Consider the following 15164-nt stretch of genomic DNA (forward strand, 5'->3'; position numbering starts at 1 on the left):
CGACGGCCAGGGGGTTCACAACGCCGTGACGGCGACCGGTCAGGCGGACAGATGCCGTTCGACGGTGTCGACCTTGGAGGTCAGGCCGTCCGTGACGCCGGGACGGATGTCCGCCTTCAGGACGACCGACACGCGCGGGGCGCGCGCCTCGACCGCGGCGACGGCGCGCTTGACCACGTCCATCACCTCGTCCCAGTCGCCCTCGATCGAGGTGAACATCGCGTCCGTACGGTTGGGCAGGCCCGACTCGCGCACCACGCGGACGGCGTCGGCGACGTACGCGCCGACGTCCTCGCCCACCCCGAGGGGAGTGACGGAGAAGGCGACGATCACGCGTTGACCGCGCCTTCCTTACGGGCGCGGGAGGCGATGACCGCGGCCTCGGCCTCGCGCTTGAGCTTGCGCTCGGCGAAGAAGCCGCCGAACGGCAAGACGGAGAGCACGAAGTAGAGCGCCGCCGTCTTCAGGTTCCACTTGGTGCGGTTCCAGGCGTCCAGCCAGAACAGGACGTAGAGGATGAAGAGCACACCGTGGATCGCACCCATGACCGGGACCGCGTTGAACTCCGTCGTCCGCTTGAGCACCGAGCAGACGAGCAGCAGCAGGAACGACACGGCCTCCGGCGAGGAGACCAGGCGGAGGCGGTGGAGGGAGGAGGCGGTCTTGATGTCCACGGAAGGCACCTTCGACGTCGGGCGGGCATGACGGGCGGGCGATCTTGTGAACGAATGCACAAGCGCCGCCCCCATTGTGGCAGCTCTCTTTGCCAGGACTTTGTCAGGGTCCGCGTCGTGTTTGTCAGGGTCCGAGTCCTCCCCACGAATGCTGTCCGCGGCCGGGATCACCGGTTAACGTCAGCGCGTGGCAACGTTCCGACTCCAAGGCAGCAAGGTGCTCGCCGTCGACATGACCGGCGACGCCGTCAAAGCGAAGAACGGCTCGATGGTCGCGTACGACGGCCAGATGGCGTTCAAGAAGATGTCCGGCGGCGGTGAGGGCCTCCGCGGGATGGTGACCCGCCGGCTCACCGGCGAGCAGATGGAGATGATGGAGGTGAAGGGGCAGGGCACCTGCTACTTCGCCGACCGTGCCAGTGAGATCAATCTGGTGCACCTGCACGGGGACAAGCTCTACGTCGAGTCGAGCAACCTGCTGTGCACCGACGGCGGGCTGCGCACCGGCACCACCTTCACCGGCCTGCGGGGCGCCTCGCAGGGCAACGGCCTGTTCACGACCACCGTCGAGGGCAGCGGCCAGGTCGCCATCATGTCGGACGGCCCGGCCGTCGTCCTGCGGGTCACGCCCGCCTACCCGCTCTCCGTCGACCCCGGCGCCTACATCGCCCACCAGGGGAACCTGCGGCAGGACTTCCAGTCCGGTGTGACCTTCCGCACCTTCCTGGGCGAAGGCGGCGGCGAGGCGTTCCAGATCCGCTTCGAGGGCGACGGCCTGGTCTACGTCCAGCCCAGCGAGCGCAACACGGTGGGAGGGGACGTCTGACATGCCGTTCCGCGAGATCAACTCGAAGATGGTCGAGGCGACGATCCTCCCCGGCCAGAAGATGTTCAGCCAGCGGGGCGCGATGCTCGCCTACAAGGGCGAGGTGTCCTTCACCCCCGACATCCAGGGCGGCCAGGGCGGGCTGGCGTCGATGATCGGCCGCCGCGTGGCCAACGAGGCGACGCCGCTGATGACCGTGGAGGGCAGCGGCACGGTGATGTTCGGCCACGGCGGTCACCACATCCAGGTGATCGAGCTGACCGGCGACACGCTGTACGTGGAGGCCGACCGGCTGCTCGCCTTCGACGGGACGCTGCAGCAGGGCACGATGTTCATGGGCTCGCAGGGCGGGGTCATGGGCATGGTGCGCGGACAGGTCACGGGCCAGGGCCTGTTCACGACGACCCTCAAGGGCCACGGCGCGGTCGCGGTGATGGCGCACGGCGGAGTGATCGAGCTGCCGATCACCCCGGGCCGGGCCGTCCACGTCGACCCCCAGGCGTACGTCGCGCACCACGGCGACGTACGCAACAAGCTCTCCACGGCGCTCGGCTGGCGCGACATGGTGGGGCGCGGCTCCGGCGAGGCGTTCCAGCTGGAGCTCAGCGGCAGTGGTGCGGTGTACGTTCAGGCGTCGGAGGAGAAGCTGTGAGCACGCCCGTCATTCTCGACCCGACCACCCTGCCGAGCGACGACAACGTCAACGCGTACACCTTCTGCGTGGAGCTCAAGGGCAGCCAGTGGTTCCTGCAGAAGGGCAAGATGATCGCCTACTACGGGCGCATCGACTTCAACGGAATCGGCCACGGCCGGCTCGACCGGCTGATGCGTACGTCGTTCCACTCGCCGCTGCACGCGAGCGACTGGGTGGTCGCCGAGGGCAGCGGCAAGATGCTGCTCGGCGACCGCGCGTTCGACGTGAACTCCTACGACCTCGAGGACGGCAACCTCACCATCCGGTCGGGGAACCTGCTCGCCTACCAGCCGTCGCTGGCGCTGAAGCAGTCGATCGTGCCGGGCTTCCTGACGCTGATCGGCACGGGCAAGTTCGTGGCCGCCTCCAACGGGCCGGTGGTGTTCATGGAGCCGCCCATCAGGGTGGATCCGCAGGCCCTGGTGGGGTGGGCGGACTGCCCCTCCCCCTGCCACCACTACGACCACGGGTACATGACGGGCGTGATGGGCGGGCTGCGGGCCCTGACCGGGATCGGCGGGGCGTCGGGCGAGGAGCACCAGTTCGAGTTCGTGGGTGCGGGAACGGTCCTGCTGCAGTCGAGCGAGGCGCTGATGCCCGAGCAGGCGACGGGCGTCGTGACGGCGGAACCGGGTGTTCCGGGGAGTGGCGGCGCCATGGGCGGCGCTGGTCACCACGGTTCGTCACCGCGCCTTCCCGGCCAGCTCGGGGACCTCCAGCGTCGCTTCGGCCTGTGAGCGGTAGTCTGCGGAGTGTGACGTCGAACGTCTGCGCACCTCGTGCGGCCTTCGGGTCGCGCGGGTGCCGGACGTCACACCCCCCAACTTCGTCCGCTTTTCAACTTCTTAGGTAGAATCCATATATGGAGACCGAGACGGCCCCTCGCTGGCTGACCGATGACGAGCAGTGCACCTGGCGCACCCATCTGGAGGTCAACAAACTCCTGATGCACCAGCTCGAAAAGGACCTCCAGCCGTTCGGCCTGACCAACAACGACTACGAGATCCTGGTCAACCTCTCCGAGTCGGCGGACCAGCGCATGCGCATGAGCGACCTCGCCGCGGCCACGCTGCAGTCCAAGAGCCGCCTCTCGCACCAGATCACCCGTATGGAGAACGCCGGCCTCGTGCGGCGGGAGAACTGCGAGTCGGACCGGCGCGGCCTGTACGCGGTCCTGACCGACGAGGGCATCGCGACGATGCAGCGGGTCGCGCCGCACCACGTCGCCTCCGTGCGCAGGCACTTCATCGATCTGCTGACGCCCGAGGCCCTCGCCGACCTGCGCGAGTCCCTGACCCCGGTCGCCGAGCACCTGCGCGGACGGCGCGGCAAGCTCTGAGCGACGGGGCCGTCCGCCCGGGGCCGCCACCCCGGCCCGCGCCCGCCCTACGAGGGCTCCGACGCGCGCGGCAGGCTCAGCTCGAACAGCGCTCCTCCCGCCGGGGAACGGCTCACCCTGAGCGTCCCGCCGTGGCGCTGCGCCACATCCCGGGCGATCGCCAGGCCGAGCCCCGCACCGCCTTCGTCCCGGCTCCGGGCGTCGTCCAGGCGGACGAACCGCTCGAAGATCCGCTCCCGCTGGTCCTCGGGCACACCCGCCCCGTCGTCACCGACGGCGAACACGACCCGGCCGCGCTCACCCCGTACGGACGCGGAGACCGAGCCGGCCGCGTGACGCCGGGCGTTGTCGAGCAGATTGCCCAGCACCCGGCCCAACTGGCCGCGTGATCCGGCCACTTCGAGCCCCTCCTCGGCGCTCACGGCGACCGGCACCCGGCCGGCCTGTGCGCCACCTCCTCGCGCAGCAGCCGCGCCGCGTCGAGGCGCGTCTCCCCCGGCCGCTCCCCGGCGTCGAGCCGTGCCAGCAGCAACAGGTCCGCGGCGAGCTGCTGGAGCCGTACGGTGTCCTCCACCGCCCCTGGCACGTCCAGCAACTCGGGATGCGCCGCGCCCACTTCGAGCTGGGTGCGCAGCGACGCGATGGGGCTGCGCAGTTCGTGCGAGGCGTCCGCGACGAACCGCCGCTGCCGTTCGGCGGACGCCTCCAGCGCGGCCAGCGTCTCGTTGGTCGTCCGGGCCAGCCGGGCCACCTCGTCCCGCGAGCGGGGCTCGGGGACGCGGCGGGAGAGGTCCGACGCGGTGATGGCCGCCATCTCGCTCCTGATGTCCTCCACGGGCCGCAGGGCGCGGCGGGTCACCAGCCAGGTCACCGATCCGACGACCGCGAGGAGCAGCGGCAGGCCGGCCAGCATCGCGTCGCGGACCGTGCCCACGGCCTCCTGTTCGGTCGCCGGCGGGGCCCCGGCGTACACGGTGTAGGTCCGCTGCTCCCGGCCGGAGGTCACCTCGACGGCGGCGAACCGGTAGTCGGCGCGTTCGCCGTCGACGGTGGCGGTGCCGGAGGTGAACCGCGGGGACTCGTTCGACACTTCGCCGCGGGCCGGGTCGTCGTCGTCATCGTCATCGCCGCCCGGCGACGCCGGCGCCGAGGCCTGGGGGGCGACGGCGCTGCTCGACGTCCCCGAGACGGCGTCCAGGCCCTCGCTGACGGCGGCCACCCGTCCGCCCTCCTCGACGATCTGCACGGGCCGTTCCTCGTCGTCCGGGAGCTCCAGCCGGTCCGGCGGCGTGTCGAGGGCCCGGGCGCGACGGTGATGTCGGTCGACCTCGACGACGACGGGGGTGACCACTGGGAGGTCGAGCTCGGCGACGACGAGACGCAGGTGACGGTCGACGCGGGGACGCCGAGGACGTCGCTGGAACGGGACGGCGCGGACGACTGACCGGGGGCTCCGCCCCCGGACCCCCGCGCCTCAATCGCCGGCGGGGCTCCAAAGGAGCCCGTCCGGCGTTTGAGGACACCGCGCGAAGCGCGGTACGGGTCCGGGCGGAGCCCGGTTTCGGGAAGGGACGGGGTGGGGAAAGGGCCCCGCGCAGCGGACCCCGCCCCGCCTACGACTCCGTCAGGCCCGCCACCAGCTCGTCCGCCGCACCGTACGGGTCCAGCTCACCCGCCACGATGCGCGCCGCCAGCGCGCCCAGGCGGCGGTCGCCGTGGAGGTCGCCGATGCGGGCGCGCAGGGCCGTGACCGCGATCGTCTCGACCTCCGTCGCCGCCCGGCGCGCGCGGCGCTCCGCGAGGACGCCGTGCTCCTCCATCCACGCCCGGTGCTTCTCCAGCGCCTCGACGACCTCGTCCACGCCCTCGCCCCGCGACGCGACCGTCTTGACGATCGGCGGCCGCCAGTCGCCGGGGCCGCGGGCCTCGCCGAGGCCCAGCATGTGGTTCAGCTCCCGGGCCGTCGCGTCCGCGCCGTCCCGGTCCGCCTTGTTGACGACGTACACGTCGCCGATCTCGAGGATGCCCGCCTTCGCCGCCTGGATGCCGTCGCCCATGCCGGGCGCGAGCAGCACCACGGAGGTGTCGGCCTGGGAGGCGATCTCCACCTCGGACTGGCCGACGCCCACCGTCTCGACGAGGATCACGTCGCAGCCGGCCGCGTCCAGGACGCGGATCGCCTGCGGCGCGGCCCAGGCCAGGCCGCCCAGATGGCCGCGGGTGGCCATCGAGCGGATGTAGACGCCCGGATCGGAGGCGTGGTCCGACATCCGGACCCGGTCGCCCAGCAGCGCCCCGCCCGAGAAGGGCGACGACGGGTCGACGGCCAGGACGCCGACCCGCCTGCCTGCCCGCCGGTAGGCGGAGACCAGCGCCGAGGTGGAGGTGGACTTGCCGACGCCCGGGGAGCCCGTCAGCCCGACGACGTACGCCCCGCCGGTCAGCGGCGCCAATGTCGCCATGACCTCGCGCAGTTGCGGCGCCGCCCCCTCCACGAGTGAGATCAGCCGGGCCACGGCCCTCGGCCGGCCCTCCCTCGCCTGGGCGACCAGCTCGGGGACGTCCACCATGGTGCTGCTCCGATCCTCGTCGGGTCTGTCCTACTTGGCCGGGACGCGGACGATCAGCGCGTCGCCCTGACCGCCGCCGCCGCACAGCGCCGCCGCACCGACACCGCCGCCGCGGCGCTTGAGCTCCAGCGCCAAGTGGAGCACCACACGTGCGCCGGACATGCCGATGGGGTGGCCGAGCGCGATCGCGCCACCGTTCACGTTCACCTTTTCCGGCGTAACGCCCAGGTCCTTCATTGACTGGTGGGCGACCGCGGCGAAGGCCTCGTTGATCTCGATGAGGTCGAGGTCGGAGACCTCCAGGCCCTCCTTCTTCAGCGCGTGGCGGATGGCGTTGGACGGCTGCGACTGCAGGGAGTTGTCGGGGCCGGCCACGTTGCCGTGGGCGCCGATCTCTGCGATCCACTCCAGGCCCAGCTCCTCGGCCTTGGCCTTGCTCATCACGACGACGGCCGCGGCGCCGTCCGAGATCTGGGAGGACGTGCCGGCGGTGATCGTGCCGTCCTTCGTGAACGCGGGGCGCAGCTTGCCCAGCGACTCGGCGGTGGTCTCGGCGCGGATGCCCTCGTCCTTGGAGAACAGGATCGGGTCGCCCTTGCGCTGCGGGATCTCGACGGGCGTGATCTCGGCCTCGAAGAGGCCGTTCTTCTGCGCCGCCGCCGCGCGCTGGTGGGAGAGCGCCGCGATCTCGTCCTGCACGTCGCGCGGAATGCCGAGGCGGGTGTTGTGCTTCTCCGTCGACTCGCCCATGGCGATGTTCTCGAAGGAGTCGGTCAGACCGTCGTACGCCATGGCGTCGAGCATCTCGACCGCGCCGTACTTGTAGCCGTCGCGGGACTTGGGCAGCAGGTGCGGCGCGTTCGTCATGGACTCCTGGCCGCCGGCGACGATCACGTCGAACTCACCCGCACGGATCAGCTGGTCGGCGAGCGCGATGGCGTCCAGACCGGAGAGGCACACCTTGTTGACGGTCAGCGCCGGGACGTTCATCGGGATGCCGGCCTTGACCGCGGCCTGCCGCGCGGGGATCTGCCCGGCGCCCGCCTGAAGCACCTGCCCCATGATCACGTACTGCACCTGGTCGCCGCCGATGCCCGCACGGTCGAGGGCGGCCTTGATGGCGAAGCCGCCGAGGTCGGCGCCGGAGAAGGACTTGAGCGAGCCGAGCAGACGGCCCATGGGCGTACGGGCACCCGCGACGATCACGGAAGTGGTACCGGTCGTTCCAGACATGTGCACGATCCCCTTTCAGCCGCAGCTGAGGAGTGAACGAGGGTTTACTCAAATGTACTGAGCGGTACCGTCACCGGTCACCGGTCGGTCGGTGTGATCGCGCGCACGTTGCGTAACCGGCCGCCGGAGCGCTGCACTGGAGAAATGCTGACGCGAATCGACCACATCGGAATCGCCTGTTTCGACCTCGACAAGACCGTCGAGTTCTACCGGGCGACCTACGGCTTCGAGGTCTTCCACTCCGAGGTCAACGAGGAGCAGGGCGTGCGGGAGGCCATGCTCAAGATCAACGAGACGTCCGACGGCGGCGCCTCCTACCTCCAGCTCCTGGAGCCCACCCGCGAGGACTCCGCGGTGGGCAAGTGGCTGGCCAAGAACGGCGAGGGCGTGCACCACATCGCCTTCGGAACGGCGGACGTGGACGGCGACGCCGCGGACATCCGCGGCAAGGGCGTACGCGTCCTCTACGACGAACCGCGTATCGGCTCCATGGGGTCGCGCATCACCTTCCTCCACCCGAAGGACTGCCACGGCGTTCTCACCGAACTCGTCACCTCTGCAACGGAGCACTGACCGACACGATTCCCGGCCCGGTAGAGTGGGCCGTTCCGGGCCGGGGCCGGGTCGGGGCCGTGCCGCGTCTCCGTCGTTGATCTGTCACCATTCCCCGGGGGGCCGTTCGCCGGCGAACGGTGCTCGTGTGGAGACAGTTGCGACCAGGGGACGGATGGGACCGCGCAGTGCGGGGCTACGAACGCCAGGAGAGCCACCGAGCTGACGACGACCACCTCTCGCGGTTCGAGGCCGAGATGGACCGGCTGAAGACCGAGCGGGAGAAGGCCGTCCAGCACGCCGAGGACCTCGGTTACCAGGTCGAGGTGTTGCGCGCCAAACTCCATGAGGCGCGCCGCACCATCGCCTCCCGTCCCGCGTACGACAGTGCCGACCTCGGTTACCAGGCCGAGCAGTTGCTCCGTAATGCCCAGATCCAGGCGGACCAGCTGCGCTCGGACGCCGAGCGGGAGCTGCGCGAGGCGCGCGCCCAGACCCAGCGCATCCTGCAGGAGCACGCCGAGCACCAGGCGCGCCTGCAGGCCGAGCTGCACGCCGAGGCGGTGCAGCGCAGGCAGCGGCTCGACCAGGAGCTGGCCGAGCGCCGCCAGACCGTCGAGTCGCACGTCAACGAGAACGTCGCCTGGGCCGAGCAGCTGCGCGCCCGCACCGAGTCCCAGGCCCAGCGTCTGCTGGACCAGTCCCGCGCCGAGGCCGAGCAGTCCCTCGCCGCCGCGCGCGCCGAGGCCGCGAGGATCGCGGAGGAGGCCCGTCGCCGGCTGGGCAGCGAGGCCGAGGCGGCCCGCGCCGAGGCCGAGGCGATCCTGCTGCGTGCCCGCAAGGACGCCGAGCGGCTGCTGACCGCCGCGTCCAACCAGGCGCAGGAGGCCACCGCCCACGCCGAGCAGCTGCGTTCGTCGACCACGGCCGAGTCGGACCAGGCCCGCCAGCAGGCCACCGAGCTGAGCCGGGCCGCCGAGGCGCGGATGCAGGAGGCGGAGGACAAGCTCCGCGAGGCGCGGGCGGAGGCCGAGAAGCTGGTCGCCGAGGCCAAGGACTCCGCCGCCAGGCAGCTCTCGTCGGCCGAGTCGGCCAACGAGCAGCGCACGCGTACCGCCAAGGCGGAGATCGCCCGGCTCGTCGCCGAGGCGACCAAGGAGTCCGAGGCGCTGAAGGCGGACGCCGAGCAGGCGCTCGCGGACGCCCGCGCCGAAGCGGAGAAGCTGGTCGCGGACGCCACCGAGAAGGCCCGTACGGCCGCGGCCGAGGACTCGGCCGCCCAGCTCGCGAAGGCGGCCCGCACCGCTGAGGAGGTGCTGACCAAGGCGTCGGAGGACGCCAAGGCGACCACCCGCGCGGCGAGCGAGGAGGCCGAGCGCATCCGGCGCGAGGCCGAGGCCGAGGCGGACCGGCTGCGCGGCGAGGCGGCCGAGCAGGCCGACCAGCTCAAGGGCGCGGCGAAGGACGACACCAAGGAGTACCGCGCCAAGACGGTCGAGCTGCAGGAGGAGGCCCGCCGGCTGCGCGGCGAGGCCGAGCAGCTGCGGGCCGAGGCGGTCGCCGAGGGCGAGCGGATCCGCGGCGAGGCGCGGCGCGAGGCCGTCCAGCAGATCGAGGAGGCGGCGAAGACCGCCGAGGAGCTGCTGACCAAGGCGCGTACGGACGCGGACGAGCTGCGGACGAAGGCGGCGGCCGACTCCGAGAAGGTGCGCACCGAGGCGATCGAGCGCGCCACCACGCTGCGCAAGCAGGCCGAGGAGACGCTGGAGCGCACCCGCGCGGAGGCCGACCGGCTGCGCGCGGAGGCCGAGGAGCAGGCGGACGCCATGCGCGTGGCGGCCGAGGCCGCCGCGGACAGACTGCGCGAGGAGACGGAGCGCGGCGTCGCGGCCCGGCAGGCGGAGGCGGCCGAGGAGCTGACGCGGCTGCACGGCGAGGCCGAGGCCCGGCTCGCGAGCGCCGAGGAGAACCTGACCGAGGCCCGCGCGGAGGGCGAGCGGATCCGGCGCGAGGCGGCGGAGGAGACCGAGCGGCTGCGCGCCGAGGCCGCGGAGCGGCTGCGCACGCTCCAGGCGCAGGCCGAGCAGGAGGCGGAGCGGCTGCGCACCGAGGCCGCGGCGGACGCGTCGGCGGCCCGTGCGGAGGCCGAGTCCGTCGCCGTACGGCTCACCAGTGAAGCGGCTGCCGAGGCGGAGCGGCTGCGCACGGAGGCGCAGGACACCGCCGACCGGGTGCGGGCGGAGGCCTCGGCGGCGGCCGAGCGGCTCGGTGCGGAGGCCGCCGAGGCACTGGCCGCCGCGCAGGAGGAGGCGGCCCGCCGGCGGCGGGCGGCCGAGGAGACCCTCGAGTCCGCGCGCGCCGAGGCGGGCCAGGAGCGCGAACGGGCCCGCGAGCAGAGCGAGGAGCTGCTGGCCTCGGCCCGCAAGCGGGTCGAGGAGGCGCAGGCCGAGGCGCAGCGGCTCGTGGAGGAGGCGGACCGGCGGGCCACCGAGATGGTCTCGGCCGCCGAGCAGACCGCCCAGCAGGTACGGGACTCCGTCAGCGGGCTGCAGGAGCAGGCCGAACAGGAGATCGCCGGGCTGCGCAGCGCCGCCGAGCACGCGGCGGAGCGCACCCGCGGCGAGGCGCAGGAGGAGGCGGACCGGGTCCGCGCCGACGCGTACGCGGAGCGGGAGCGGGCCTCCGAGGACGCGGCCAGGCTGCGGGAGCGAACCCAGCAGGAGACGGAGGCGGCGCAGGCGCTGTCCGAGCGGACCGTCGCCGAGGCGATCGCGGAGGCGGAGCGGCTGCGGGCGGATGCCTCTGAGTACGCACAGCGGATGCGCACGGAGGCGTCGGACTCGCTGGCCGCCGCCGAGCAGGACGCGTCGCGGACACGGGCGGAGGCGCGCGAGGACGCGAACCGGATCCGTTCCGAAGCGGCGGCGCAGGCGGATTTGTTGGTCGGCGAGGCGACGAGCGAGAGCGAGCGGCTGCGCACGGAGGCCGCCGAGGTGCTGGCCACCGCCGATGCGGACGCGACGCGGCTGCTCACCGAGGCCGAGCAGATCAAGACGGACGGCGAGGCCGAGGTCGAGCAGATGCGCGCGGCCGTGCGCACCGACCGGGAGCAGGTGCTCGACGAGGCGCGGAAGGCCGCGGACAAGCGCCGTGCCGACGCCGCGGCGCAGGCGGACCAGCTGATCGCCGAAGCGACGAGCGAGGCCGAGCGGCTCGCGGCCGAGGCGGCCGCGGACGCGGAGCGGGTACGGACCGAAGCGGCGGGCGACGCCGAGCGGATGCGTGCGGAGGCCGCCGAGACGGTGGGCTCCGCGCAGCAGGCCGCCGAACGGATGCGCGCGGAGGCGGAACGGCACCGCGCCGAGGCGGAGGCCGCCACCGAGCAGCTGCGCAACGAGGCGCGGGCCGAGGTGGACCGGCTGCTGGACGAGGCGCGTGAGGCGGCGGCGAAGCGCCGCGCGGACGCGGCCGAGCAGGCCGACCAGTTGATGGCCAAGGCACAGGAGGAGGCCCTGCGCGCGGCCACCGAGGCGGAGGAGCAGGCCGACACGATGGTCGGTGCCGCCCGCAAGGAGGCGGAGCGGATCGTCGCCGAGGCGACCGTCGAGGGCAACGCCCGGGTGGAGAAGGCGCGTACGGACGCCGACGAGCTGCTGGTCGGCGCGCGCCGGGACGCGACGGCGATCAGGGAGCGCGGCGAGGAGCTGCGGGCCCGGGTCGAGAGCGAGATCGAGGAGCTGCACGAGCGGGCCCGCCGGGAGACGTCCGAGCAGATGAAGACGGCCGGCGAGCGCGTCGACAAGCTGGTCAAGGCCGCCGAGCAGCAGCGGGCCGAGGCGGAGGCCAAGGCCAAGGAGCTGGTGTCCGACGCCGATTCGGAGGCCGGCAAGGTCAGGATCGCCGCCGTGAAGAAGGCCGAGGCGCTCCTGAAGGAGGCCGAGACCAAGAAGGCCGAACTGATCCGGGAGGCCGAGCGTGTGAAGGCCGAGGCCGACCGCGAGGCCGAGCGCACGATCACCGAGGGCCAGCGGGAGCTCGACGTGCTGGTGCGCAGGCGGGAGGACATTCAGGCCGAGATCTCGCGTGTCCAGGACGTACTCGAGGCGTTGGAGTCCTTCGAGGCGCCGACGGGGGGCAAGACTTCAGCCAATGGCGGCTCGGGCGCGGGAGCCGTCAAGGCCGGGGCGTCAGCAGGGGGTACACGTTCGGGTGGCAAGTCATCCGACGACTAGCCACTCAAAAGGCTGGACATTCTTCACACCAAACCGGCATCCGCTCGATGACACGCCGGTTCGGCCCCTAGGATTCCCCCTGGGGGCTGTCCGACGGACCAGGGCCTTTCCTACCCTGGTCCGTCGGACAGCCCCTGGACACCTCACCGGTCTCATTCGACAGGAACCCCATGAGCGACACTTCCTCCCCCTTCGGCTTCGAGCTCGTGCGGCGTGGTTACGACCGCGGTCAGGTGGACGACCGCATTACCAAGCTCGTCGCCGACCGTGATAATGCTCTGGCCCGAATCACCTCTCTGGAAAAGCGCATCGAGGAGCTCCACCTCGAGACGCAGAACGCCCAGTCCCAGGTCAACGACGCGGAGCCCTCGTACGCCGGGCTCGGTGCGCGTGTCGAGAAGATCCTCCGCCTCGCCGAGGAGGAGGCGAAGGACCTGCGCGAGGAGGCCCGTCGCGCGGCCGATCAGCACCGCGAGCTCGCCGATTCCGCCGCCCAGCAGGTGCGCAACGACGCCGAGGCGTTCGCCGCGGACCGCAAGGCGAAGGCCGAGGACGAGGGCGTCCGGATCGTCGAGAAGGCGCAGGGCGAGGCCAACTCGCTGCGTGCGGAGGCGCAGAAGGACGCGCAGTCCAAGCGCGAGGAGGCGGACGCCCTCTTCGAGGAGACCCGCGCCAAGGCCGCCCAGGCCGCCGCGGACTTCGAGACCAACCTGGCCAAGCGCCGCGAGCAGTCGGAGCGCGACCTGGCCTCCCGTCAGGCGAAGGCGGAGAAGCGCCTGGCGGAGATCGAGCACCGCGCCGAGCAGCTGCGCCTGGAGGCCGAGAAGCTGCGCACGGACGCGGAGCGCCGGGCGCGCCAGACGGTGGAGACCGCGCAGCGCCAGGCCGAGGACATCGTGGCCGACGCGAACGCCAAGGCCGACCGTATCCGCAGCGAATCGGAGCGCGAGCTGGCGGCGCTGACGAACCGCCGCGACTCGATCAACGCCCAGCTGACCAACGTCCGCGAGATGCTGGCGACGCTGACCGGTGCGGCCGTCGCCGCGGCGGGTACGCCGGGGGACGACGAGCCGGTCTCCCGCGGGGTGCCGGCGCAGCAGTCCCGCTGACGCCTTTCGCAGATCCGACGAGTGCCCGGTGCCGTTTCGGTGCCGGGCACTCGCGCGTCCTCGGATCTATGCGGAATGGGTCTTTTCCGTTGGGGGAACCCGGTGGCGGACGCCATGACGCCCCCGTAGCGTGACACGCATGATCGAGCTCGAGGGCCTCACCAAGCACTTCGGTACGAAGGTCGCCGTCGACCGTCTGTCCTTCACGGTCCACCCGGGGATGGTGACCGGTTTCCTCGGTCCCAACGGCGCGGGCAAGTCGACGACGATGCGCATGATGCTCGACCTGGACAACCCCACCAGCGGCACGGTCCGGATCGACGGCAGGCACTACCGGGACCTCGACGAGCCGCTCAAGTACATCGGCGCCCTGCTGGACGCCAAGGCGATGCACGGCGGCCGGAGCGCCTACCACAACCTGCTGTGCCTGGCCCAGGCGAACCGGATCCCGGCGAGCCGCGTGGCCGAGGTCCTGGACGTGGTCGGACTGACGGCGGTGGCGCGCAAGAAGACCAAGGGCTTCTCCCTCGGCATGGGCCAACGGCTCGGCATCGCTTCGGCGCTGCTCGGCGATCCGGAGATCCTGATGTTCGACGAGCCCGTCAATGGTCTGGACCCCGAGGGAATTCACTGGATCCGCAATCTGATGAAGACCCTTGCCGCCGAAGGCCGGACGATCTTCGTCTCGTCCCATCTGATGAGCGAAATGGCCCTCACCGCCGACCATTTGATCGTGATCGGCCAGGGCAGACTGCTCGCCGACACATCGATGGCCGATTTCATCCACGAGAATTCCCGCAGTTATGTCCGGCTGCGCACTCCGCAGCGGGAGAGACTGCTGGACATCCTGCACACGGCCGGTCTGATCGCCGTCGAGTCGGGCAACGGCACGCTGGAGATCGACGGGGCGTCCACCGAGCAGCTGGGCGAGCTGGCGGCGGAGCACCGGATCGTGCTGCACGAGCTCAGCGCCCAACGTGCCTCGCTGGAGGAGGCGTTCATGCAGATGACGGCCGGCGCGGTGGAGTACCACGCGCATTCCACCGGCCCGGCCGCACCGCCCTCCGCACCCGCCGCCACCGGCGCCGCCGCCCCGCAGTGGGCCCCGCGCAGCAAGGGAGCCTGACCGATGGCATCCGTACCCGCCGTCCTCCAGTCCGAGTGGACCAAGATCCGTACGGTCTCCTCGACGCGCTGGACCCTGATCTGCGCGCTCGGGGTCACGGTCGCCATGAGCGCCGCGCTCTGCGCCCTGATGAACGCCACCTTCGACGACCTGCCGGCGGCCGAGCGGCTCACCTTCGACCCGACGCTGATCAGCTTCTCGGGGATGGTGCTGGGCCAGCTGGCGATGGTCGTGTTCGGCGTCCTCGTGGTCGGCACGGAGTACAGCTCCGGCATGATCCGCACCTCGCTCGCGGCCGTTCCGCAGCGTGCCACCTTCCTCTTCAGCAAGGTCGCGGTGGCCGGACTGCTGGCCCTGGTGGTCGGGATGGCGACGAGCTTTCTGACCTTCTTCCTCGGCCAGGCACTGCTCGGCGAGCACAGCACCACGATCGGCGAGGAGAACGTGCTGCGCGCGGTGGTGGGCGGCGGCCTCTACATGGGCCTGATGGCGGTCTTCTCGATGGGCGTCGCGGCGATGCTGCGCAGCTCGATGCTGTCGCTCGGCATCCTGATGCCGTTCTTCTTCCTGGTGTCCCAGATCCTGTCCGCGGTGCCGGGCGCGAGGGACGTGGCCCGCTACTTCCCCGACCAGGCCGGCGCCACGATCATGCAGGTCGTCCCGGGCGCGATGAACAGCGCCGACTCCCCGTACGGGCCCTGGGGCGGTCTCGGCATCATGCTGCTGTGGGTGGTGGCGGCGCTGATCGGCGGGGTCCTGGTGCTCAGGAAGCGGGACGCCTAGGCGTCGTGGTCGACCGGGATGCGGCA

The 15164-nt window shown here is 71.9% G+C and carries 14 protein-coding genes and 1 pseudogene; 10 read left to right on the plus strand and 5 right to left on the minus strand.

Features of this window, described 5'->3' with window-relative positions:
- Nucleotides 1–39 precede the first annotated feature (39 nt).
- Together ACLB9X_RS15515 and ACLB9X_RS15520 are read right to left on the minus strand one after the other, a co-directional pair.
- Complete coding sequence (locus ACLB9X_RS15515) at nucleotides 40–333, minus strand: MTH1187 family thiamine-binding protein (protein ID WP_410360939.1); 294 nt, start codon at nucleotides 331–333, stop codon at nucleotides 40–42.
- Nucleotides 330–674: a DUF3817 domain-containing protein gene (locus tag ACLB9X_RS15520; protein WP_410360940.1), complete on the minus strand. Its 345-nt coding sequence runs from the start codon at nucleotides 672–674 to the stop codon at nucleotides 330–332. The genes ACLB9X_RS15515 and ACLB9X_RS15520 overlap by 4 nt, the downstream gene beginning before the upstream one ends.
- 187 nt (nucleotides 675–861) lie before the next feature.
- Between ACLB9X_RS15520 and ACLB9X_RS15525 the strand changes: the two genes are divergently transcribed.
- The 4 genes from ACLB9X_RS15525 (at nucleotide 862) to ACLB9X_RS15540 (ending at nucleotide 3533) form a co-directional block, all read left to right on the plus strand.
- Nucleotides 862–1500 (plus strand): AIM24 family protein, encoded by a 639-nt coding sequence (locus ACLB9X_RS15525; protein WP_410360941.1) that lies wholly within the window; start codon nucleotides 862–864, stop codon nucleotides 1498–1500.
- A 1-nt stretch (nucleotide 1501) separates the two neighbouring features.
- The gene (locus ACLB9X_RS15530; RefSeq protein ID WP_410360942.1) at nucleotides 1502–2152 is read left to right on the plus strand and encodes an AIM24 family protein; all 651 of its coding nucleotides are present in this window, start codon (nucleotides 1502–1504) and stop codon (nucleotides 2150–2152) included.
- On the plus strand, nucleotides 2149–2931 hold the full coding sequence (locus ACLB9X_RS15535) for an AIM24 family protein (RefSeq protein WP_410360943.1): 783 nt from the start codon (nucleotides 2149–2151) through the stop codon (nucleotides 2929–2931). The genes ACLB9X_RS15530 and ACLB9X_RS15535 overlap by 4 nt, the downstream gene beginning before the upstream one ends.
- Nucleotides 2932–3056: 125 nt before the next feature.
- On the plus strand, nucleotides 3057–3533 hold the full coding sequence (locus ACLB9X_RS15540; protein WP_410360944.1) for a MarR family winged helix-turn-helix transcriptional regulator: 477 nt from the start codon (nucleotides 3057–3059) through the stop codon (nucleotides 3531–3533).
- 47 nt (nucleotides 3534–3580) lie between these two features.
- Here ACLB9X_RS15540 and ACLB9X_RS15545 read toward each other — a convergent pair.
- Nucleotides 3581–4833: pseudogene (locus ACLB9X_RS15545) on the minus strand (sensor histidine kinase); the annotation flags it as partial.
- 15 nt (nucleotides 4834–4848) lie between these two features.
- Here ACLB9X_RS15545 and ACLB9X_RS15550 point away from each other — a divergent pair.
- Nucleotides 4849–4977, plus strand: coding sequence for a hypothetical protein (locus ACLB9X_RS15550; protein WP_410360945.1), 129 nt, complete (start codon nucleotides 4849–4851; stop codon nucleotides 4975–4977).
- Between the two features lie 169 nt (nucleotides 4978–5146).
- Here the strand turns inward: ACLB9X_RS15550 and meaB are convergent, their stop codons facing one another.
- Nucleotides 5147–6103, minus strand: coding sequence for a methylmalonyl Co-A mutase-associated GTPase MeaB (meaB, locus tag ACLB9X_RS15555; RefSeq protein ID WP_410360946.1), 957 nt, complete (start codon nucleotides 6101–6103; stop codon nucleotides 5147–5149).
- 30 nt (nucleotides 6104–6133) lie between these two features.
- The gene (locus ACLB9X_RS15560) at nucleotides 6134–7336 is read right to left on the minus strand and encodes an acetyl-CoA C-acetyltransferase (protein ID WP_410360947.1); all 1203 of its coding nucleotides are present in this window, start codon (nucleotides 7334–7336) and stop codon (nucleotides 6134–6136) included.
- A 144-nt stretch (nucleotides 7337–7480) separates the two neighbouring features.
- Here ACLB9X_RS15560 and mce point away from each other — a divergent pair, with 144 nt between their 5' ends.
- The 5 genes from mce (at nucleotide 7481) to ACLB9X_RS15585 (ending at nucleotide 15138) form a co-directional block, all read left to right on the plus strand.
- The gene (mce, locus tag ACLB9X_RS15565; RefSeq protein WP_177147620.1) at nucleotides 7481–7909 is read left to right on the plus strand and encodes a methylmalonyl-CoA epimerase; all 429 of its coding nucleotides are present in this window, start codon (nucleotides 7481–7483) and stop codon (nucleotides 7907–7909) included.
- Between the two features lie 167 nt (nucleotides 7910–8076).
- Complete coding sequence (gene scy, locus ACLB9X_RS15570; RefSeq protein WP_410360948.1) at nucleotides 8077–12120, plus strand: polarized growth protein Scy; 4044 nt, start codon at nucleotides 8077–8079, stop codon at nucleotides 12118–12120.
- A gap of 170 nt (nucleotides 12121–12290) precedes the next feature.
- Nucleotides 12291–13229: a cellulose-binding protein gene (locus tag ACLB9X_RS15575; protein ID WP_410360949.1), complete on the plus strand. Its 939-nt coding sequence runs from the start codon at nucleotides 12291–12293 to the stop codon at nucleotides 13227–13229.
- 139 nt (nucleotides 13230–13368) lie between these two features.
- Nucleotides 13369–14355: an ATP-binding cassette domain-containing protein gene (locus tag ACLB9X_RS15580; RefSeq protein ID WP_410360950.1), complete on the plus strand. Its 987-nt coding sequence runs from the start codon at nucleotides 13369–13371 to the stop codon at nucleotides 14353–14355.
- A gap of 3 nt (nucleotides 14356–14358) precedes the next feature.
- A complete protein-coding gene (locus tag ACLB9X_RS15585) occupies nucleotides 14359–15138 on the plus strand; it encodes an ABC transporter permease (protein ID WP_410360951.1) in 780 nt (259 codons plus the stop codon).
- Nucleotides 15139–15164 lie beyond the last annotated feature (26 nt).

Origin of the sequence: Streptomyces sp. 5K101, from assembly GCF_046506645.1 — a bacterium.
Classification (GTDB): domain Bacteria; phylum Actinomycetota; class Actinomycetes; order Streptomycetales; family Streptomycetaceae; genus Streptomyces.